Origin of the sequence: Pseudomonas sp. PA-1-6B, assembly GCF_021609545.1 — a bacterium.
Taxonomy (GTDB): Bacteria; Pseudomonadota; Gammaproteobacteria; order Pseudomonadales; family Pseudomonadaceae; genus Aquipseudomonas; species Aquipseudomonas fluorescens_BV.
In genome coordinates this window covers 96,348-116,985 of sequence record NZ_WJZM01000008.1, presented here as the reverse complement: position 1 = coordinate 116,985, position 20,638 = coordinate 96,348, and the positions used below count along the sequence as shown (strand labels likewise).

Genomic DNA, 20,638 nt, shown 5'->3' with positions numbered 1-20,638 from the left:
CCAGAGATAACAATTCATGTACCGTGATCGTATCCGCTTGCCTTCGTTGTTGAACAAGGTCATGAGCGCGGCAGACGCCGCTGCACTGATCGAGGACGGCATGACCGTCGGCATGAGCGGCTTCACCCGTGCCGGTGAAGCCAAGGCCGTCCCCCACGCCCTGGCCGAACGCGCCAAGACTTCGCCGCTCAAAATTACCCTGATGACCGGCGCCAGCCTGGGCAATGACCTGGACAAGCAGTTGACCGAAGCCGGCGTACTGTCACGACGCATGCCCTTTCAAGTCGACAGCACCCTGCGCAAGGCGATCAATGCCGGCGAGGTGATGTTTATCGACCAGCACCTGTCGGAAACCGTCGAGCAACTGCGCAACAATCAGCTCAAATTGCCCGACATCGCCGTGATCGAAGCCGTCGCGATCACTGAGCAGGGGCATATCGTGCCCACCACTTCCGTAGGCAACTCGGCCAGCTTCGCGATTTTTGCCAAACAGGTGATCGTCGAGATCAACCTGGCGCACAACCCGAACCTGGAAGGGCTGCACGACATCTACATCCCGACCTACCGGCCGACGCGCACGCCGATCCCGCTGGTGAAAGTCGACGACCGTATTGGCAGCACCGCGATTCCGATCCCGCCCGAGAAAATCGTCGCCATCGTCATCACCAACCAGGCGGACTCCGCCTCTACGGTAACGCCGCCTGACAGCGACACCCAAGGCATCGCCAATCACCTGATCAACTTCCTCAAGCAAGAAGTCGATGCCGGGCGCATGACCAACAAACTCGGCCCGCTGCAAGCCGGCATCGGCAATATTGCCAACGCAGTGATGTGCGGATTGATCGAGTCGCCGTTCGAAGACCTGACCATGTACTCGGAAGTGTTGCAGGATTCGACCTTTGACCTGATCGACGCCGGCAAGCTGAGCTTTGCCTCCGGCAGTTCGATTACCTTGTCGGAGCGGCGTAATGCCGATGTGTTCGGCAACCTGGAGCACTACAAAGACAAATTGGTGCTGCGCCCGCAGGAAATTTCCAACCACCCTGAAGTGGTACGCCGCCTGGGCATCATCGGGATCAATACCGCGCTGGAGTTCGATATCTACGGCAACGTCAACTCCACCCACGTCTGCGGCACGCGGATGATGAACGGCATCGGTGGCTCCGGGGATTTCGCCCGCAATGCGCACCTGGCGATCTTCGTTACCAAGTCCATTGCCAAGGGGGGCGCGATTTCCAGCGTGGTACCGATGGTCAGCCATGTGGACCACACCGAACATGACGTGGACATTCTCGTCACCGAAGTAGGCCTTGCCGATCTGCGGGGCCTGGCGCCACGGGAGCGCGCCCGGGTCATCATCGATAACTGCGTGCATCCCGCCTATCGCGATGCGCTCAACACTTACTTCGATGCTGCCTGCGCCATCGGCGGGCATACGCCGCACATCCTGCGCGAAGCACTGAGTTGGCACATCAACCTGGAAGAAACCGGGCACATGCTCAAGGCTTGATGAGTACAGATCCGGGCTGATGCGAAGACAGTTTCATCAGCTCGGTGAACCCACACTCACTTATGGAAAAAACTGTACTGCTGTACCGGTCATTTCCTACCGAAATATCCCACGCATTAACTCAAAAATGCCGATTTCGCACCTTTTAAGTGCGCACAGGTACAGTTGCCCCAATTTCGTACCGTACAGCCTCGTCAAACAGTTAACTGGCCTCTCACAATACAGGTGAACTGTATCTAGAGAGTCTTGCCTCGGAAGAGGATCATTGGCATCAGTTAAACCACTACCTAATCCCGCCACAAGCGGAAGGATGTCATCATGGAACGTACACTCAGTTCCGAACTGTTCTTCGAAGAAAAAGCTGTAAACACCCAGGCTTCCCTGCCTTTGCGCGTTCTCGCCAACCTGATGTTGTGGCAGCGCCGCATCTCCAGCCGCCACCAACTGGCTCGCCTGGATTCGCGTCTGCTGGCTGACGCCGGTATCAGCGAAGCTCAACGCTACGAAGAGCTGAGCAAGCCGTTCTGGCGCTAAGTGGCGCCCGCTGGCCCTGACCTAACAGGTCCACTGCCAGCACCCTGATTTGTTAAAACAAAGCCCGCCCCGGGTAACCGGAGGCGGGCTTTGTTGTATCGGTGATTGCGCATTGAAATGACTCAACCCAAGCATACAGGTACAGTTCTAAATTAATAAAATATGACAGGTACAGTTTAATTGCAGGCTTCCGAATAGCCCGGCACACGCCTAATATCCACTCACCACGTGGCGAACCCTGTAGAGCGTGCGTCTGATGCTCGACAGTCCCAGTCCGTTTCATTGTGGCCGTTTCGCGCCACCTTATTATTCGTCTACAGGAGTTACCCCATGTCCCGTCTTCGCCTGCTGTGCACTGCCGCTATGCTGACCCTGGCTGCCAATGCCAACGCGAGCAGCCTGATCATGACGACCGACTCGATCGTCGGCGCTCTGAAGGCAACCTCCGATGCCACGTCTGATGCCACTTCATCCCTGCGCGACAACAAGGTCGTACAAGCCGCCCGTGACGACGCCGCCAGCTTTGTCGCCAGCGAAGGCGCCATCCGTGGCGTGAAACTGGAAAGCGCCCTTGCCCAGATCCGCCAACAAGCGCCGCAATTGAATACCGCTACCGATGCACAGCTGGCACAGGCCATCCTGGCTATCTGATCCACAGCAACCAGACGGGAGCGCCCGCCGCTCCGTCTGGCTCGGTGCTGGCTCTCGCCCGGCCGTTGCGCTAGCCTTGGCGCTCGCTTTCAGTTGTCGAGTCCCATGGCTTTTTCATACCGTTTATTGATTGTTCCTGTACTGTTTTGCGCCTGCTGGTCACCCATGGCTTCAGCGTTGGATGTGTCCACCCAGAGCACTGTTGTCAGCGTGTATGCCACCAGCAAAGTGACCTCTGCGCCGTTCGACAATAAGTTGGTCATGGCCGCTCGGGATGATGCTGCCGCTTTCATTGCCACTGACGGCCAATGGCGGGGCGCACGCCTGGAGTCCGCGCTGGACTATCTACGCCGTACCCAGCCAAAACTTCATGCAAGCGACCTTGAACTGGCGCAGGCAATTCTCGTCCAATAATCATCGTTGTATTTCTATCTTTGTCATTGGAGTCACCCCATGCGTAGCCCGCTGATCTTCGCCGCCCTCGGCCTGCTGTTTTTGGCCGATGTCGCCCAGGCGCAAACCTTGAAGGCCACCAGCAACATCGTCGTGCGTGCCTCGGCGCGCACCATTGATTTCACCTCGGACACCACCACCTCCATCCGCGACTCCAAGATCGTGCGCGAAGCCCACGATGACGCCGCCAGTTTCGTCGCCACCAATGGCGAGATCCGTGGCGCCCAACTGGAAGCCGCGTTCGATACCCTTCGCACCCGCGTGCCAGAAGCCCGTGATGCCAGCGACCAGACCCTCGCCGAAGCTATCCTCGCTCTGTGAGGCGTCTCAAAACCTGGCTCCTGGCCGGGGCCGTGCTGCTGTGTGCAAGTACAGCCCAGGCCGGCCTGCAACTGCGGCTCAAGACCCAAGGCTTGAGCCCAGCCGAACAGCAGGCCAGCCAGGCATTGCTCGATGAAGCACTGCGTTCCTTGCCGCCGCGCTTTGTCGAGCAGTTGGATCGACGTATCGATGTCGGCTGGACCGACAAGATGCCTGAAAATGCCTACGGCCAGGCATCCCTGGTGTCCGAGCTGGACCTCAACCAGAACCTGCTCGCCAGCCTGACTGACGGCAGCGCCGCCACCCAGAAAACCAATCGCCCCCACGGTACCGTGCGCCGGGAAATGCTCGCCACCGTGCTGCATGAGCTGACCCACATCTACGACCGTGCGCGCCTGTGGTCCAAGGACGAGCGCACGCTGATCCAGCGCTGCAGCCGTCAGAACAACATCACCGGATTGATCGGCTTGCCCGACCAGTGCCGTGGCCAGAACGACCGCCGCTTTACCCTCAGTGACGACCCGCGCCTGCTGGACCTCGCTGGCTGGCCACAATATGTCGGTCGCCGCGGCGAGCGTGAGCAGCACAACCATCAGGTGGTACGCAGCCCGGACATCTACGAAACCACCAGCCCGCTGGAATTCGTAGCGGTCAACATGGAGTACTTCCTCCTGGACCCCAGCTACGCGTGTCGCCGCCCCGCGCTGTTCCGTTATTACAAGGATCACTTCGGCTGGGCCCCGCCCGGACAGGACACCTGCGCCAGCACCTATGCCTTCCTGAACGCGGGCAACGATTTCGCCAAGACGCCCCTGGGCCAGATCGATCCGGAACGCGTATATGAAATCGACTATCTGCTTGCCGAAGCCAACCAGAACCTGGTGAGCCGTTGGGGCCATAGCATGTTGCGCCTGGTGATTTGCGCTCCAGGCCGCCCGCGTGGCCCGGATTGCCGACTGGACCTGGACCGGCATCTGGTGCTGTCTTACCGCGCCTTTGTCGGGGACGTACAGCTGTCGAGCTGGGATGGCCTGGTGGGCAAATACCCGTCGCGGCTGTTCGTACTGCCGCTGGCCCAGGTCATTGATGAGTACACCAAGACCGAACTGCGTGGCCTGGCGTCGGTGCCGCTGAAGCTCAGCCGCCAGGAAATCAACGACACCGTCGAACATGCGGCTCAGATGCACTGGAGCTATGACGGCAACTACTTCTTTATCTCCAACAACTGTGCGGTCGAAAGCCTGAAACTGTTGCGCAGCGGCAGCGCCAACCCGCAATTGACCGGCCTGGACAACATCACCCCCAACGGTTTGCTGGAAGTGCTCAGCGCCCGCGGCCTGGCCGATACCAGCGTATTGAATGACAAGCGCGAGGCACTGCGGCTGGGGTATCACTTCGACTCGTTCCGCGAGCGCTACCAGGCCATGTTCGATGTGCTGCGCAAGCAACTGCCGATCAAGCAGACCCAGGTCGAAGACTGGTTGTCCCTGGACGCGCAAGCGCGTCGCCAGTGGTTCAGCCAGGCCGACCTGCGCACCAGCGCAGCGCTGTTGCTGCTGGAGCAGGCCAGCTATCGCAAACAACTGATGCTCGCCCAGGATGAGGTCAAACAACGCTACCTCAATGCCCGCGAGCTGAAATACGGTGGCATGGAGAAAGCCAACAACACGCTGCAACAAATTCTCGCCAACAGCGGCTTCCTGAGTCGCCCGGCCGAGTTGCTGGACAGTGGGGGTTATGGCCTGCCACAGCCTTCGGAAGCCAAGCGCCTGGAATCAGAAAGCGCCGAACGCCAGAAGCAGTTGCAGTCGTTGACCGGCGAGCTGGATAAAGAGGTGAGGGCGCTGCTCGATCCATCCCGCGCCGCCGAGATTGCCGCGTGTGAAACCAACCTCAAACAGGTGGGTGAGCATTTGCGGGCCTTGCACAAAGCCGCTGGCGGCCTGGAACTACCCTGATATTCTGGCAGCGACCACTCTCCAAATGTGGGAGCTGGCTTGCCTGCGATGACGGTGTCACAGCCATAAGAGATGTTGGCTGATACACCGCCATCGCAGGCAAGCCAGCTCCCACATTTTGTTCTTCGTCAACCTGAAGAACGGGTGCCTGCCCTTCATCAGCTGTTTTCTCAGCGAAAGCTGGCTGAAAGCTTCCCCGTCTAGGATCGCCCTCACTGCCGGCAACAGACCGGCTGTTAACAACAACAATGGTGATTCCCGATGTCCGCTCGTACCCGCCTGTTTGCACCAACTCCACCCGTACGCCTCGTGCCTTTCGTTCTGCGCTGACCGCCACTCGGTCCGCCATTCCCTAGCCGCGCTACGCCTGGAGTATTCCTATGCTGACTTTCCTTGGCTTTGCCATGGTCATCACGTTCATGTTCCTGATCATGACCAAGCGCCTGTCCGCGCTGATCGCCTTGATCATCGTGCCGATCCTGTTCGCGCTGTTCGGCGGTTTCGCACCGAAGATCGGCCCGATGATGCTCGAAGGCATCACCAAGCTTGCGCCGACCGGCGTGATGCTGATGTTCGCCATCCTATATTTTGCCTTGATGATCGACTCCGGCCTGTTCGACCCGGCCGTGCGCAAGATCCTCAAGATGGTCAAGGGTGACCCGCTCAAGGTGTCGGTCGGCACCGCGGTACTGGCCCTGGTGGTCTCTCTGGACGGTGACGGTGCCACCACCTATATGATCTGCGTCGCGGCCATGCTGCCGCTGTACCAGCGCATCGGCATGAGCCCAAGAATCATGGCCGGCCTGATCATTCTCGCCGGTGGCGTCATGAACATGACCCCCTGGGGCGGCCCGACGGCGCGCGCCGCCAGTGCGCTGCATGTAGACCCGTCGGACATCTTCGTACCGATGATCCCAGCCATGGCCGCCGGTGTGGTGGCGATCCTGGTGATTGCCTACATGTACGGCAAGCGCGAACGTGCGCGCCTGGGTGAATTGCACCTGCAGGGCGACGAGATCGACCACAGCGAAATCAGCGTGTCGCAATTCCCCGACGCCCGCCGTCCGAAATTGATCTGGTTCAACGGCGCCCTGACCCTGGCGTTGATGTGCACCCTGATTGCCGGCCTGTTGCCGCTGCCGGTGCTGTTCATGGTGGCGTTCAGTATCGCCATGATCGTCAACTACCCATGCCTGCAGCAGCAAAAAGACCGCGTCGCGGCTCACGCCGGTAGCGTATTGGCGGTGGTGGGCTTGATCTTCGCCGCCGGTATCTTCACGGGCATCCTGTCGGGCACCGGCATGGTCGATGCCATGTCCAAGAGCCTGTTGGCGGTCATCCCAGAAGCGATGGGCCCTTACCTGGCGGTGATCACCGCGCTGGTAAGCATGCCGTTCACCTTCTTCATGTCCAACGACGCGTTCTACTACGGCGTACTGCCGGTACTGGCCGAAGCTGCCAGCCATTACGGCATCACCGCGGTGGAAATGGCGCGGGCGTCGATCGTCGGGCAACCCGTGCATTTGCTCAGCCCACTGGTACCCTCGACGTACTTGTTGGTTGCTCTGGCGGGTATCGAATTCGGCGATCACCAGCGCTTCACACTCAAGTGGGCAGTGTTGGTGTGCCTGTGCATAATGTTCGCCGCATTGCTGATGGGGATTTTTCCGCTGTTCAGCACTCTATAATCGTACCGACTCACTCACCGCGCGGCGCTACAGCTTGCGCGGTTAACACTTGCTCAAAGGAATACACATGGAATGGCTGACCAATCCGGAAATCTGGATTGCCTTCTTCACCCTGACGGCCCTTGAGATCGTCCTGGGCATCGATAACATCATCATGATTTCGATCCTGGTCAGCCGCATGCCCAAGCATATGCAGGCACGCACTCGGATCTTCGGCCTGGCGTTGGCCATGGTCACGCGCATCCTGTTGCTGCTGTCGATCACCTGGGTCATGCAACTGACTGCCGACCTGTTCGTGGTGTTTGGCCAGGGCATCTCGGGTCGTGACCTGATCCTGTTCTTCGGTGGCCTGTTCCTGCTGTGGAAAAGCTCCCAGGAGATGTACCACGCGCTGGAAGGTGAAGATGAAACCCACGACGAGCCCAAAGGCGCCGGTGGCAAGTTCATCTACACCATTATCCAGATCGCCATCATCGACATCGTGTTCTCCCTGGACTCGGTGATTACCGCCGTCGGCATGGTTTCCCACGTGCCGGTGATGGTTGCCGCCATCGTCGTTGCGGTATTGGTGATGATGCTGGCTGCCGGCACTATCAGCGAGTTCATCGACAAGCACCCGTCGCTGAAAATGCTGGCGCTGTCGTTCCTGCTGGTCGTGGGCACCGTGCTGATCGCCGAATCCTTCGACGTGCACGTACCAAAAGGCTACGTCTACTTCGCCATGGCGTTCTCGCTGGCAGTGGAAGCGGTGAACATCAAAATGCGTACCGCCATCGCGAAAAAGAAGAAGCAACAGGATCCAGTGAAACTGCGTAAAGATATTCCGGGTCAATAAACCTGACCCGCTGCTGAAATGGGGCGCTTGCGCCCCATTTTTTCGTCTGTCAAAAAGTTGATTTCATGACAGTTTTGTTTCAATCCCGAGTTTAGCTATGCGATGCTGGCGCAGAGCCCATTCGCCAACTACAGCTTAAGTACAAGACGTAGAACGGCACGCGGTAACTTTCCTTCGCTCCTATTGGAGCGCACCCACACGGGGGGCCGAGCATGCTGACCTTGCTCAATCTGCTTTCCGCCGTGACCCTGCTGATCTGGGGCACGCACATCGTCCGAACCGGCATCCTGCGGGTCTACGGTTCCAACTTGCGCCAAGTCATCGGGCAGAACATGTCCAAGCGCTGGCTGGCATTTGTCGCCGGTATCCTGGTGACGGCCATGGTGCAAAGTAGTAACGCCACCGCGATGCTAGTGACTTCGTTTGTCGGCCAAGGGCTGATGAGCCTCACGCCGGCCTTGGCCACCATGCTTGGCGCCGACGTCGGTACGGCCTTGATGGCGCGAGTGCTGACGTTCGATTTGTCCTGGCTGTCGCCGCTGCTGATCTTTCTCGGGGTGATTTTCTTCCTGTCGCGCAAACAGACGCGGGTAGGGCAGTTGGGCCGGGTGGGGATCGGCCTTGGGCTGATCATTCTCGCGCTGCAATTGATCGTTGAAGCCGCCGGGCCCATCACCCATGCCCAGGGCGTCAAGGTGATCTTCGCCTCGCTGACCGGCGATATCTTGCTCGACGCCCTGGTCGGGGCACTGTTCGCGATGATTTCCTACTCCAGCCTCGCCGCCGTGCTGCTCACGGCCACCCTGGCCGGTGCCGGCGTGATCGGCTTGCACGTGGCCATCGGCCTGGTGATCGGCGCCAACATCGGCAGCGGTGTACTGGCCTTTCTCAGCACCAGCATGCAAAACACTGCCGGTCGCCAAGTGGCCCTGGGCAGCCTGTTGTACAAATTGATCGGTCTGTTGCTGATCATCCCGGTGCTCGACCCGCTCGTAGGCTGGATGGACGGCCTGGACTACAGCGTCCAGGGCATGGTCATCACCTTCCACCTGCTCTACAACGTCAGCCGTTGCCTGATCCTGTTACCCACCATCGGTCCCATGGCACGCCTGTGCGAATGGCTGCTGCCGGAACGCCCCGAAACCAATGGCAAGGCCAAGCCACGCCATCTGGACCTGGCCTCATTGAATACCCCAAGCCTGGCCCTGGCGAACGCCGCCCGCGAAACCCTGCGCCTGGGTGACCTGATCGACAATATGCTCACTTCGATGCAGGAAGTGCTGCGCGGCAACCAAACCGCAATCACCCAGCAAATGCGTAGCCTCAGCGATGACGTCGAGGCGCTCAACAGCGCGATCAAACTCTACTTGGCGCAAATGCCCCGTGAAGACCTGAGTGAACAGGACAACCGCCGCTGGGCAGAGATCATCGAGCTGTCGATCAACTTGAAATTGGCCGGTGACCTGATCGAACGCATGCTGCGCAAGGTCCAGCAACAGAAGACCTCGCAGCGCCGGCAATTTTCCGAAGTGGGCCTGGAGGAACTCAGTGGCCTGCACAGCCAGTTGATCGCCAACCTGCGCCTGGGCTTGTCGGTGTTTCTAAGCGGCGACCCGGAAAGCGCCCGCCAATTACTGCGCGAAAAGCGCCGCTTCCGCGCCCAGGAACGCCGCCTGGCCCACGCCCATGTCAGCCGCCTGCAGCGCAAGATCGTGCAGAGCCTGGAAACCAGTTCCCTGCATCTGGAACTGATTGCCGACATGAAACGCTTGAACTCGTTGTTTTGCAGCAGTGCTTATGTAGTGTTGGAAACGTCCGACACTGGCGCGCTCTCCGCCGAAAGTATTGCCGACATCACCCATTCGCCCTGAACGTACGCCCGCGAGCGAAGTCAGTTAACAATGGACCTCATTCGCCAGGAAGCTTGTTATGCGCCGCCTGTTACTCGCCTGCCTGCTCTTGGGCTCGGTACACGCCTTTGCCTTTGACCGCCTGCAAGTCGAGGGCTACACCTTGCCCAATGGCTTGCAACTGCTGCTCAAACCGGGCACCGAGCGTGGGCATGTCGCTATTCGCCTGGTGGTTGGTGTGGGCCTGGACGATTTCAGTTGCGAAGAAAAAGAACTGCCGCACTTGTTCGAGCACTTGCTGTTCAGCGGTATCGACGGCGGCAGCGAAGGCGACCTCGAAGACCGCATGCAAGCCCTGGGCGGCGAGTGGAACGCCTACACCAGCAACGCCGACACCACCTTCGTGATCGAGGCGCCCGCGCAGAACCAACGCAAGGTGCTGGACCTGCTGCTGGCAATCCTCACGCGCACGCAACTGACCGACGCCCATATCAATGCCGCCAAGCAAGTGGTGGAGCGCGAAGACGGTGGCCATTATTCACACTTGCAACGCCTGCTGGATCGCCAGGACCTCGGTCACAGCGCCAGTAACCAATTGGCCGTCGAGCTGGGCCTCAAGTGCGCCGAACGCGCCGAGGTCAGCCACCTCACCCGCGACCAGTTGGAGAAGCTGCGCAAAGAATGGTACGCGCCGAACAACATGACCCTGATCGTCGTCGGCGATCTCGACAAACTGCTGCCCGCCTACCTGGAACGCACCTATGGTCAACTCGACCCAGTGGAGCCGAGCGAACATCGCCCCCTCCCGGAAATCCAGCACACCGCCGCCAGCCACCGCGACCTGATCCGCGGCTGGGTGGGCGATGGCGCCAAGCTGCACTGGCTGTTCCCAGAGCCTGTACTGGACGACCAGCATGATGAAACCTACAACCTGCTCAAGGACTACCTCGACTGGGCGCTTTACCGGCAACTGCGCCTCAAGCACGGTTTGTCCTACGGCCCGTGGGTGGAACGCGAAGTGCTCGGCGGCGTTGGGTTCCTCAGCCTGAATGCCGACCTTGAGCGAGAAAACCTCCCTGAAGCCGAGCAGGTCTTGCAAGACCTCAAGGCCCAGTTGCTCAAGGATGGCCTCGACCCAATAGTATTCACACGCCTGCAACAAGCCGCCATTGCCCGCCAAGCCTGGGCAGTGCAAGGCAACAGCGCACTGGCCGACTATTACTGGAGTGCGGCCGGCGACTACTCCAATGGACGTTTCAGCGACCCGGTCAAACGCATCAAGGCCGTGAGCCTGGCGCAAACCAACCAGGCCATGCGCGAAGCGTTCCAGCAGCCGGGCTACTGGCGCATCGAAAAACCGCTGTTGAGTTATGACGCCTTGACCTGGATCGGTGCGGGCGTACTGGGCCTGATCATCCTTGTTTTGATCGGCCTGAGGCTTTATCGCAAACCTGTTGAGTAATGAGGCGCAGAATATCGGGCCAAGGCGTTATTCTGTCTGAGATTTTTCCCACAACCAGTGAACCGCCCATGCCGAACTTGCCGCCCCTCATCCAGCGCGTTATAGAACTGATCAAGCGCTACCCAGGGGTGATTGCACTCGGCGGTTTCATCTCGGGGGTGGGCAGCTTCATCCTGGTAGACCGCCAGCAGGGCATGGCCAGCTGGATTGCGGTGATCATGCTGGTGAGCTGGTTGTGGCTGATGCTGGAGAACAGTTTTACGCAACTGTTCACCAAGGTCTTCAATCGCGAGATCCCTGAACCGCTGCTGCGCTACGCCACCCAGATGATCCACCAGGAAAGTCTGTTCTTCGTCCTGCCGTTCTTTTTCGTCACCACCGCCTGGAACAGCGGCCAATCGCTGTTCACTGGCCTGCTGGGTGCGGCGGCGCTGGTGTCGATCATCGACCCGCTGTATTACAAATGGCTGGCGCCCAAACGCTCGCTGTTCCTGGCCTTGCACACCCTGACCCTATTCGCCGCGTTGCTGACCGCGCTGCCGATCATCATGCACCTGACCACCGCCCAGAGTTACAAACTGGCGTTGGGTGTGGCCATGGTCTTGTCGATCCCGAGCCTGGCCGTCAGCCTGCCGCTGCGCAGCCTCAAGGGCTGGGCCATGCTGCTGGGGGTAACGGCCGCCATCGGCTGCGCCGGCTGGTTCCTGCGCAGTTGGGTACCGCCCGCCACCCTGTGGATGACCGAAGTCGCCATCAGCACCCAACTGCAAGACCGCACGCCGGGCGACGACCTCAAGCAAGTCACCGCCGCCCAATTGCGCAGTGGTGGGCTGTATGCGTACACCGCGATCAACGCGCCACGCGGGCTGGATGAGCGGATCTACCATGTATGGAAATTCAACGGCCAGGAAGTCGACCGCATTGCCCTTGACATCCATGGTGGGCGCAAGGAGGGCTATCGCGCCTGGACCCACAAGCAGAATTTCCCGGGTGACGCCGTGGGGCGCTGGCAAGTGCAGGTGCTCACCGAAGACGGCCAGGTCATCGGCGTTCTGCGCTTCAAGGTGATAGACACAGCACAAGCGGACAACCCAAAGTAAGCCGGATCGTGCTATTACGTAGCAATTGTGGATAGCCAAACAAGCTCGGAGCTTATGACCACTCGCACGACGGCCGGCGCGGCCCATCTTGATACGTCCAGCACCCCGCCTTCGCTACGGATTACCGGCGACTGGACGCTGGCCCACTACGCCCACCTGAAGAAGCTGTCGGCCACACTCGACGGCCAATACGACGCCGGCGCCCGCATTGACCTCAACGGCCTCGGTGCGCTGGATACCGCCGGCGCCTCGCTGCTGGTGGAGCTGCTGGGCCCTGCGCGCATCGAACATTCTGCCGAACAGACTGATTGCACCCTGGCAGCCGCCGACCGTGCCCTGCTCAAGACCGTCTACCGCTCCCTGAATGACTTTTGCGTACCGATCAAAGAGCCGGAAGAGGCCGCCGGTATTCAAGTGTTGGCTCGCATCGGCCGCGCAGTAGACACGGTCTGGCAAGACGCAATGAAGCTGTTGGGCTTTATCGGCCTGATCCTCGAAACCTTCGCCCGCGGTATTTGGCGGCCCAAGCGCTGGCGCCTGACGCCCATGGTCGCCCACATCGAACAGACGGGCCTGGATGCTGCGCCTATCGTCGCGCTGCTGACCTTTCTGGTAGGCGCCGTCGTGGCCTTCCTCGGCGCCACCGTGCTCAAGAGCTTCGGCGCGACGATCTTTACCGTGGACCTGGTGGCGTTCTCCTTCCTGCGTGAATTCGGCGTGTTGCTCACCGCAATCCTCATCGCCGGCCGTACCGCCAGTGCATTCACCGCGCAAATCGGCTCCATGAAAGCCAACGAAGAAATCGACGCCATCCGTACCCTGGGCCTGGACCCCATGGAGCTGTTGGTATTGCCGCGCGTGCTGGCGCTGCTGGTGGCGTTGCCGATGCTGACCTTCCTGGCGATGCTCTCGGGGATCGTCGGCGGTGGTGTGGTGTGTGCGGTGGCCCTGGATATTTCGCCGGCGATGTTTCTTTCGCTGCTGCAATCGGACATTGGCGTGCAGCACTTTCTGGTGGGCATGGTGAAGGCGCCGATCTTTGCCTTTTTGATCGCGGCCATTGGCTGCCTGGAAGGTTTCAAAGTCAGCGGCAGTGCCGAATCAGTCGGCGCGCATACCACGTCGAGCGTGGTGCAATCGATCTTTGTGGTGATTGTGCTGGATGCGGTCGCAGCGATGTTTTTCATGGAGATGGGCTGGTGAGTCGTCTACACCGTGCGCCCACCGAGGCGGTGATTGAAGTGCGTGGCTTGTGCAATCGCTTTGGCAGCCAAAGCGTGCATGAGAACCTCGACCTGGATTTGTACAAGGGCGAGATCCTGGCGGTGGTGGGGGGCTCTGGCAGCGGTAAATCCGTGTTGTTGCGCAGCATCGTTGGCCTGCGGCGCCCCAGCGAAGGCGAAGTGCGGGTGTTCGGCAAAAACCTGCCGAGCCTGCCTGAACATGAACGCTCACTGGTAGAACGCCGCTTTGGCGTACTGTTCCAGAAGGGCGCGCTGTTTTCCTCGCTGACGGTGACCGAGAACGTGGCCCTGCCATTGATCGAGCACGCCGGCCTCAGCCGCGCCGATGCCGAGCACTTGGCGGCGGTCAAGCTGGCCCTGGCAGGGTTGCCGCTGTCGGCGGCCGATAAATACCCGGCCTCGTTATCCGGCGGCATGATCAAACGCGCGGCCCTGGCCCGCGCACTGGCCTTGGACCCGGACATCCTGTTCCTGGACGAACCCACCGCCGGTCTCGACCCCATTGGCGCGGCGCAATTCGACCAACTGATCCTCACCCTGCGCGATGCGCTGGGCTTGAGTGTGTTCCTGGTCACCCACGACCTCGACACGCTGTACACCATCACCGACCGTGTGGCGGTGCTGGCGCAGAAGAAAGTGCTGGTGGCCGACGCCATCGATGTCGTTTCGGAAACGAACGACGCCTGGATTCACGAATATTTCCACGGCCCCCGGGGCCGCGCGGCATTGGATGCCGCTCAATCGCTCAACGAGGTATGACATGGAAACCCGAGCCCATCATGTGATGATCGGACTGTTCAGCGTAATTGTGGTGGTCGGCGCGATGCTGTTTGGTCTGTGGCTGGCCAAGTCCAGCGTCGATACCGCCTTCCAGGATTACGAAGTGATCTTCAACGAAGCGGTCAGCGGCCTGTCCCAGGGCAGTGCGGTGCAGTACAGCGGCATCAAGGTGGGCGATGTCATCAGCCTGCGTCTGGACCCCAAAGACCCACGCCGCGTCCTGGCGCGCATCCGCCTGGCCGGGCAAACGCCAATCAAGGAAGACACCCAGGCCAAACTGGCCCTGACCGGTATCACCGGCACCTCGATCATCCAGCTCAGTGGGGGCACCCCGCAGAGCCCGGAGCTCAAGGGCAAGGACGGCAACCTGCCGGAAATCATCGCGTCGCCATCGCCTATCGCACGCCTGCTCAATAACAGCAACGACCTGATGACCAGCGTCAACCTGCTGCTGCACAACGCCAACCACCTGTTCTCACGGGAAAACGTCGAACGCCTGAGCAACACCTTGGATAACCTGCAACAAACCACCGGCGCCATTGCCGAGCAACGCGGCGACATCAAGGTGGTGATGCAGCAATTGATGCAGGTGAGCAAACAGGCGGGCGCGGCGCTGGAGCAAACCACGGTGCTGATGCGCAGCGCCAATGGTTTGCTCAGTGAACAAGGCAAGCAAGCCTTCGGCAGCGCCGAGCAGGCGATGAAATCCCTGGAGCAAAGCACCGCTACCATCAATACCTTGCTGACCAATAACCAGGACTCGGTGAACAGCGGCATGCAGGGCCTTAACGAGCTGGCGCCAGCCGTGCGCGAGCTGCGTGAAACCCTCGGCTCGCTGCGCGCCATCTCTCGCCGCCTGGAAGCCAACCCCAGCGGTTACCTGCTGGGCAGTGACAAGAACAAGGAGTTCACGCCATGAAGCGTGCTTACCATATGATCGTCCCCATGGCCCTGGCACTGGTCAGCGCGTGCTCAATCCTGCCCAAGCCGGACCCATCGGACGTGTACCGCCTGGCGTCCGCCCAACCGGCCAGCCAAGGCACGCCGGTGAGTTGGTCGCTGCGCGTGACCAAGCCGCAGACCAGCGAGTTTCTCGATAGCCCGCGCATCGCCGTAGTGCCAAATGGCAACTTGATCAGCAACTACGCGAATTCACGCTGGAGCGACCCGGCGCCGGTGCTGCTGCGTAATCGCCTGCTGGATGGCTTCCAGCGCGACGGGCGCGTGACATTGTTGAGTACCGACGAGACCAACCTGCAAGCCGACTATGAACTGGGCGGGCAGTTGCAGGCGTTTCAGAGTGAGTATCGAGGCAAAGCGGTGGAGGTGGTGATTCGCCTCGACGCACGATTGGTGCGTGGGCGTGATCAAAGGATTATCGCCAGCCGCCGGTTTGAAGTGAGGCAGCCGGTGAGTGACGCCAAGGTGCCAGCGGTGGTGGCTGCTTTTGGCCAGGCTGGGGATCAGTTGAATACGCAGGTGGTGGATTGGGTAGTCAGTCAGGGCAATACCGCTCTGAAACCTTGAAGGCCTCATCGCAGGCAAGCCAGCTCCCACATTTTACTGTGTTCACACATCAAACTGTGGGAGCTGGCTTGAACTGCGATAACGATTGTGGCCTTAACCAAAAAACCAGTAGCACACCGAAATAGCCGCGACCACACCAGCAAACTCCGCGAACAACGCACATCCCACCGCATGCCGCGCCCGCTGGATGCCTACCGAGCCGAAGTACACAGCCAGCACATAAAACGTGGTTTCAGTACTGCCCTGTATCGTCGCCGCCACCAACGCCGCAAAGCTGTCCACTCCCTGGGTCTGCATGGTCTCGATCAGCATCGCCCGTGCCGCACTGCCGGAGAACGGCTTGACCATTGCGGTCGGCAGAGCGTCGACGAAGCGCGTATCCAGGCCAGTCCAGGCCACCACATGGCGAATCCCTTCCAGGCCGAACTCCAAGGCGCCCGAGGCACGCAACACGCCAACCGCACACAGCATCGCCACCAGATAGGGCAGTAGGTTCTTGGCCACGTCGAAGCCTTCCTTGGCACCTTCGACAAAGGCCTCGTACACCTTGACCTTGCGCAACGCACCGATCACCAGGAACAGCATGATCAGGCCAAACAGCGTGAGGTTGCCCAGGATCGACGACAAACCGGCCAGCGCTGTGGCAGACAGGGTCGCCAGCAGCGCCATGAAGCCACCCAGTATCAACGCGCCGGGGACCAGATAGGCCAGCACCACAGGGTCCCACAGCCGCAGACGCTGCATCACCGCCACCGACAGCAGGCCCACCAGGGTTGAGGCGCTGGTGGCCAGCAGGATCGGCAGGAACACCAGCGTCGGGTCCGCGGCGCCTTGCTGGGCGCGGTACATGAAAATGGTCACCGGCAACAGCGTCAGCGAGGACGCGTTGAGCACCAGGAACAGGATCTGAGCGTTGGTCGCCGTATTGGGGATGGGGTTGAGTTCTTGCAGCGCCTTCATGGCTTTCAGGCCGATGGGCGTGGCGGCATTATCCAGGCCCAGGCCGTTGGCGGCAAAGTTGAGGGTGATCAAACCGATCGCGGGGTGCCCCGCGGGCACTTCCGGCATCAGGCGGCGAAACAGCGGGCCGAGGGCCTTGGCCAGCCAATCGACGATCCCGGCTTTTTCGGCAATCCGCAGAAAGCCCAGCCATAACGTCAGGGTACCGAACAGCAGCACCATGACTTCCACCGACAATTTGGCCATGGCGAAAATGCTTTCGACCATCGCCGCGAAGATCCCGGCGTTACCGCCCACCAGCCATTGCGCCAGTGCTGACACCATTGCCACGACAAAGAAGCCAAGCCACAGGCCATTGAGCATCAGATAAGTCCCCCGAAAGATGGGGCGAATGATAACGGGGCTGGCAGAAACGACAAACCCCGGAATTTTCCGGGGTTTGTTTTCGATCAATCTGCAATCAGCTACGGGTGGCTTGTGCCGTAGGCAGGGCTTCCTTGCTGCGCCAGTGCGGCAGGGAATTCCAGTAGCGCTCGCCCTTGGCGTCGTCGTACATGCCTTCCCACCGGGAGATAACCAGTACGGCCAAGGCATTGCCGATCACGTTCAGGGCGGTACGCGCCATGTCCATCACACGGTCGACACCGGCGATAAACGCCAAGCCTTCCAGTGGGATGCCCACGCTGCCCAGAGTCGCCAACAACACCACGAAGGACACGCCCGGCACGCCGGCGATACCTTTGGAGGTCACCATCAGGGTCAGTACCAGCATCAGTTGCTGGCCGATCGACAGGTCGATGCCATACAACTGGGCAATGAAGATAGCCGCGATGCTCTGGTACAGAGTCGAACCGTCGAGGTTGAACGAATAGCCGGTCGGCACCACGAAGCTGCAGATCGCTTTCGGCGCGCCGTAGGCTTCCATCTTCTCGATCACACGCGGCAGCACGGTTTCGGAGCTGGCGGTGGAGTAAGCCAATACCAACTCATCTTTGAAGATGCGGATCAGCTTGAGGATCGAGAAGCCAAACAGGCGTGCGATCAAACCCAGGACCGCGAAGGCGAAGAACAGGATCGCGACGTAAACCAGGATCACCAGCTTGGCCAGCGGCAGCAGCGAGGCGAAGCCGAAGTTGGCGACCGTCACCGCGATCAGTGCAAATACACCGATAGGGGCGTACTTCATGATCATGTGGGTGACTTTGAACATGCTCTCGGACACGCCCTGGAACATGGTCACCAGCGGTTCGCGCAGTTCAGGCTTGAGGCTCGACAGACCCAGGCCGAACAACACCGAGAAGAAGATGATCGGCAGCATCTCGCCTCGGGCGACTGCGGCGAAGATGTTCGAGGGGATCAGGTTGAGGATGGTCTCGATGAACGCATGTTCATGCTGCACTTCGGCGGCAGTCGCCTGGTACTTGGAGATATCGACGGTACCCAGGGTACTCATGTCGATGCCAGCGCCTGGGTGGAACAGGTTGGCGAGCAACAGGCCCACCACGATGGCGATGGTGGTGACGATTTCGAAGTAGAGGATGGTTTTGACGCCGATACGACCGAGCTTTTTCGCGTCGCCTACACCGGCAATGCCGACGATCAGCGAAGAAATCACAATCGGGATCACGATCATCTTGATCAGGCGGATAAAGATATCGCCCGCCGGCTGCAACACATTGCTGATCCACCAGGCCTTTTCAGCACTGAAATGGTTGAGCACGGCACCGATTGCAATGCCCAGTACCAAACCGATGAGGATCTGCCAGGCGAGGCTTAGCTTTGCCTTCTTCATGTCATTACCCTTGCTTCAAGTGGACTTACGGCAAATGCGCCAGCTGCAACGCTCGAAAGCGAAAAAGTGTGTGCATCTGCCTCCATGGAAGGTCACCGCAGCGTGGCCGAAATGGCTTACTGGCAGGCGAAAAAAGGCGCAACTATTCCCATGCAAGGGAGCGACGTCTAATGCCGTAAACGCCTACCCTATGCCGAATCGGCATGGGTTTTTTTGAAAATATTTGTCCAAACGGTCAGTTCGTATCCGCCATTCGAGCGGGTGAATATGCCGTTAAGCAGCCAAATCAGGCTCGCGCAGAGATACTGGACGACTTCGATTGGCTGGCAGAAATGTCTGAGAAATCCATCACCTAGGACCGGAAAGATCCTATAGCGCGATTGAAAAATTCTCGATAGATGGTCACGCCGACATACCCAGTAATGGTTGGCCAGACGCAAAAAACAAAACTGCGGCTATAGGCGGCATGAAACGCGGGAATGAGAGTCGTAAGCCCGCCGCAAGTTCAGCAAGCTTGAGGTCTTGTGAACTTGCGTCGCAGCTTTTCGCCTGACCCGGCCCTTGCGCAGGTACTCCCTGTACCCGTAGGTCACGCCGATCCTGATCGATCAGAGCAACCCGGCCCCCTGGTCATGCATCACTCAAGGAGCGATGCAAACAGAAAGAAGCACAAGGGCTTCCTTCTATGGACGCCGGCTCCGTCAGACGGAACCTAGTACCAATTCGGATCTTTCTTGAGCTGTTCCATCAACAGCTTTTGCATACCCTCGTCCGGCTTACCGAGAAAACGGTAGTCGGCGTGCCGTGTCGGGGACTTGTCCGCTGGCAAACCCGCCGGGACCTCCACCAACATGGCGTAGGCATCTTCCTTGTCGAGGCTGAAGGCGACGATCAGGCGCTTGTTCAGGCAGGTGTCTGCGGTTTCGCAGAGCGGCCCGACCAAGTACTTGTCGCCATCTTCCTCAACGGCATTCATTTGCTCAGCCGTGCCCGACAGGTTCATCACCCATTCAGGCAGGCGTTCCTCTTTCTTCACCACGTCTTGCCAGGTTTCACGGTACTGCGGATCTGCGCTGAGCAATTCGTTAGCCCGGGATTGGCCGTCGTTGGCGGCCATGGCCAGGCCGCTGCCGCCCAACAGCAGGGCGGCAGCAAGGGTTTTAAAAGGCAGGGTGACCATATTCAACCTCGGCCTTTGCGACCAAAGAAGAACGAAGCGATAAACATCACCAGGAAGACCACAAACAGGATCTTGGCGATGCCGGTGGCGGTGCCAGCGATACCACCGAAGCCTAGGACTGCAGCCACAATGGCGATGATCAGAAATGTGATTGCCCAACTCAACATGGTGATTCTCCTTATGCTTCTATAGGGGTAACAGCGGTGATACCGTGCAGCCGCTCAACACGAGCGACGTTTTTGCCTAGAACACCCAACGGTCATGGGCCGGCAGTTCGTCCAGAGTGGAACCCTGGTCTACCAGGCTCAATTGCGGGGCAGTCACATCGACGCTGGCGCTGCCAATGGAACGGAAATGGGTCTGAGTCATGACGGGACGTTCAAATTGCGGGGCTGGCTGCGCACGCTCCTGCCAATGCTGCAACTGCTGGCCGGCAACCAACGTGACCATCAAGGCCAGGCTGGCGAACAGGCCCTGCTGCAAGCGCAGCGGCGATACACGCAATTGGCTGAGGCTTTGGCGAGTCATGCTGCATTACTCCCGCATTCTGATTATTCGTTCATGACGCTCTTGGGGGAGATATTGCAGAGTGCATGCCAGCTTTATTGCAAAATAAAACACAATAAAATCAAGCATTTAAACTTTCTCGATAGATTCGTCGCCTAGCATCCTGCACGATGCCTCCTTGCGGGCCGTGCGAAATGCACGATGGTCGGGGGTCGGAACCAGACACCCAGCGCATACATCGAAGGATCGAAGGGTGAAAGGAAGGGAAAATGCCCTCAGACGTCGT

The 20,638-nt window shown here is 59.6% G+C and carries 20 protein-coding genes; 15 read left to right on the top strand and 5 right to left on the bottom strand.

The window, feature by feature from the left end; genetic code table 11:
• The first annotated feature begins 16 nt into the window (after positions 1-16).
• The 15 genes from GIV35_RS06870 (at position 17) to GIV35_RS06795 (ending at position 15,913) form a co-directional block, all read left to right on the top strand.
• Positions 17-1,510, top strand: a complete 1,494-nt coding sequence (locus tag GIV35_RS06870) for an acetyl-CoA hydrolase/transferase family protein (protein ID WP_003187414.1) — start codon at positions 17-19, stop codon at positions 1,508-1,510.
• Between the two features lie 318 nt (positions 1,511-1,828).
• The gene (locus tag GIV35_RS06865; RefSeq protein ID WP_003187413.1) at positions 1,829-2,044 is read left to right on the top strand and encodes a DUF1127 domain-containing protein; all 216 of its coding nucleotides are present in this window, start codon (positions 1,829-1,831) and stop codon (positions 2,042-2,044) included.
• Between the two features lie 330 nt (positions 2,045-2,374).
• The gene (locus tag GIV35_RS06860; RefSeq protein WP_105225314.1) at positions 2,375-2,695 is read left to right on the top strand and encodes a DUF2388 domain-containing protein; all 321 of its coding nucleotides are present in this window, start codon (positions 2,375-2,377) and stop codon (positions 2,693-2,695) included.
• Between the two features lie 105 nt (positions 2,696-2,800).
• On the top strand, positions 2,801-3,109 hold the full coding sequence (locus GIV35_RS06850; protein ID WP_105225313.1) for a DUF2388 domain-containing protein: 309 nt from the start codon (positions 2,801-2,803) through the stop codon (positions 3,107-3,109).
• A gap of 39 nt (positions 3,110-3,148) precedes the next feature.
• Positions 3,149-3,469: a DUF2388 domain-containing protein gene (locus GIV35_RS06845; protein ID WP_223024620.1), complete on the top strand. Its 321-nt coding sequence runs from the start codon at positions 3,149-3,151 to the stop codon at positions 3,467-3,469.
• Complete coding sequence (locus tag GIV35_RS06840; protein ID WP_223024622.1) at positions 3,466-5,427, top strand: DUF7844 domain-containing protein; 1,962 nt, start codon at positions 3,466-3,468, stop codon at positions 5,425-5,427. The genes GIV35_RS06845 and GIV35_RS06840 overlap by 4 nt, the downstream gene beginning before the upstream one ends.
• Positions 5,428-5,807: 380 nt before the next feature.
• Positions 5,808-7,115, top strand: a complete 1,308-nt coding sequence (locus GIV35_RS06835; protein WP_003187405.1) for a CitMHS family transporter — start codon at positions 5,808-5,810, stop codon at positions 7,113-7,115.
• A 67-nt stretch (positions 7,116-7,182) separates the two neighbouring features.
• On the top strand, positions 7,183-7,950 hold the full coding sequence (locus GIV35_RS06830; protein WP_014716354.1) for a TerC family protein: 768 nt from the start codon (positions 7,183-7,185) through the stop codon (positions 7,948-7,950).
• A gap of 212 nt (positions 7,951-8,162) precedes the next feature.
• Positions 8,163-9,821 (top strand): Na/Pi cotransporter family protein, encoded by a 1,659-nt coding sequence (locus GIV35_RS06825; RefSeq protein ID WP_223024623.1) that lies wholly within the window; start codon positions 8,163-8,165, stop codon positions 9,819-9,821.
• Positions 9,822-9,879: 58 nt separating this feature from the next.
• Positions 9,880-11,262 (top strand): M16 family metallopeptidase, encoded by a 1,383-nt coding sequence (locus tag GIV35_RS06820; RefSeq protein ID WP_105225310.1) that lies wholly within the window; start codon positions 9,880-9,882, stop codon positions 11,260-11,262.
• A 68-nt stretch (positions 11,263-11,330) separates the two neighbouring features.
• Positions 11,331-12,362, top strand: coding sequence for a DUF5924 family protein (locus tag GIV35_RS06815; protein WP_003187399.1), 1,032 nt, complete (start codon positions 11,331-11,333; stop codon positions 12,360-12,362).
• Positions 12,363-12,416: 54 nt separating this feature from the next.
• Positions 12,417-13,565 (top strand): ABC transporter permease, encoded by a 1,149-nt coding sequence (locus tag GIV35_RS06810; protein ID WP_034129245.1) that lies wholly within the window; start codon positions 12,417-12,419, stop codon positions 13,563-13,565.
• Positions 13,562-14,365: an ABC transporter ATP-binding protein gene (locus tag GIV35_RS06805; protein WP_003187395.1), complete on the top strand. Its 804-nt coding sequence runs from the start codon at positions 13,562-13,564 to the stop codon at positions 14,363-14,365. Before GIV35_RS06810 ends, GIV35_RS06805 begins: the two co-directional genes overlap by 4 nt.
• A 1-nt stretch (position 14,366) precedes the next feature.
• Positions 14,367-15,305: an MlaD family protein gene (locus GIV35_RS06800; protein ID WP_003187394.1), complete on the top strand. Its 939-nt coding sequence runs from the start codon at positions 14,367-14,369 to the stop codon at positions 15,303-15,305.
• A complete protein-coding gene (locus GIV35_RS06795) occupies positions 15,302-15,913 on the top strand; it encodes an ABC-type transport auxiliary lipoprotein family protein (protein ID WP_105225309.1) in 612 nt (203 codons plus the stop codon). Before GIV35_RS06800 ends, GIV35_RS06795 begins: the two co-directional genes overlap by 4 nt.
• Positions 15,914-16,006: 93 nt before the next feature.
• Here GIV35_RS06795 and GIV35_RS06790 read toward each other — a convergent pair whose 3' ends face one another.
• The 5 genes from GIV35_RS06790 to GIV35_RS06770 all read right to left on the bottom strand — a co-directional run bounded on the left by GIV35_RS06790 (position 16,007) and on the right by GIV35_RS06770 (position 20,373).
• On the bottom strand, positions 16,007-17,236 hold the full coding sequence (locus GIV35_RS06790) for a nucleoside recognition domain-containing protein (protein WP_198715729.1): 1,230 nt from the start codon (positions 17,234-17,236) through the stop codon (positions 16,007-16,009).
• 97 nt (positions 17,237-17,333) lie between these two features.
• A complete protein-coding gene (gene gltP, locus GIV35_RS06785) occupies positions 17,334-18,665 on the bottom strand; it encodes a glutamate/aspartate:proton symporter GltP (RefSeq protein WP_003187390.1) in 1,332 nt (443 codons plus the stop codon).
• A 712-nt stretch (positions 18,666-19,377) separates the two neighbouring features.
• Positions 19,378-19,845 (bottom strand): inhibitor of vertebrate lysozyme family protein, encoded by a 468-nt coding sequence (locus GIV35_RS06780; protein ID WP_105225307.1) that lies wholly within the window; start codon positions 19,843-19,845, stop codon positions 19,378-19,380.
• 2 nt (positions 19,846-19,847) lie between these two features.
• Positions 19,848-20,012, bottom strand: a complete 165-nt coding sequence (locus GIV35_RS06775; RefSeq protein WP_003187386.1) for a DUF1328 domain-containing protein — start codon at positions 20,010-20,012, stop codon at positions 19,848-19,850.
• A 76-nt stretch (positions 20,013-20,088) separates the two neighbouring features.
• Positions 20,089-20,373, bottom strand: a complete 285-nt coding sequence (locus GIV35_RS06770; RefSeq protein ID WP_213153905.1) for a hypothetical protein — start codon at positions 20,371-20,373, stop codon at positions 20,089-20,091.
• Positions 20,374-20,638: the final 265 nt, after the last annotated feature.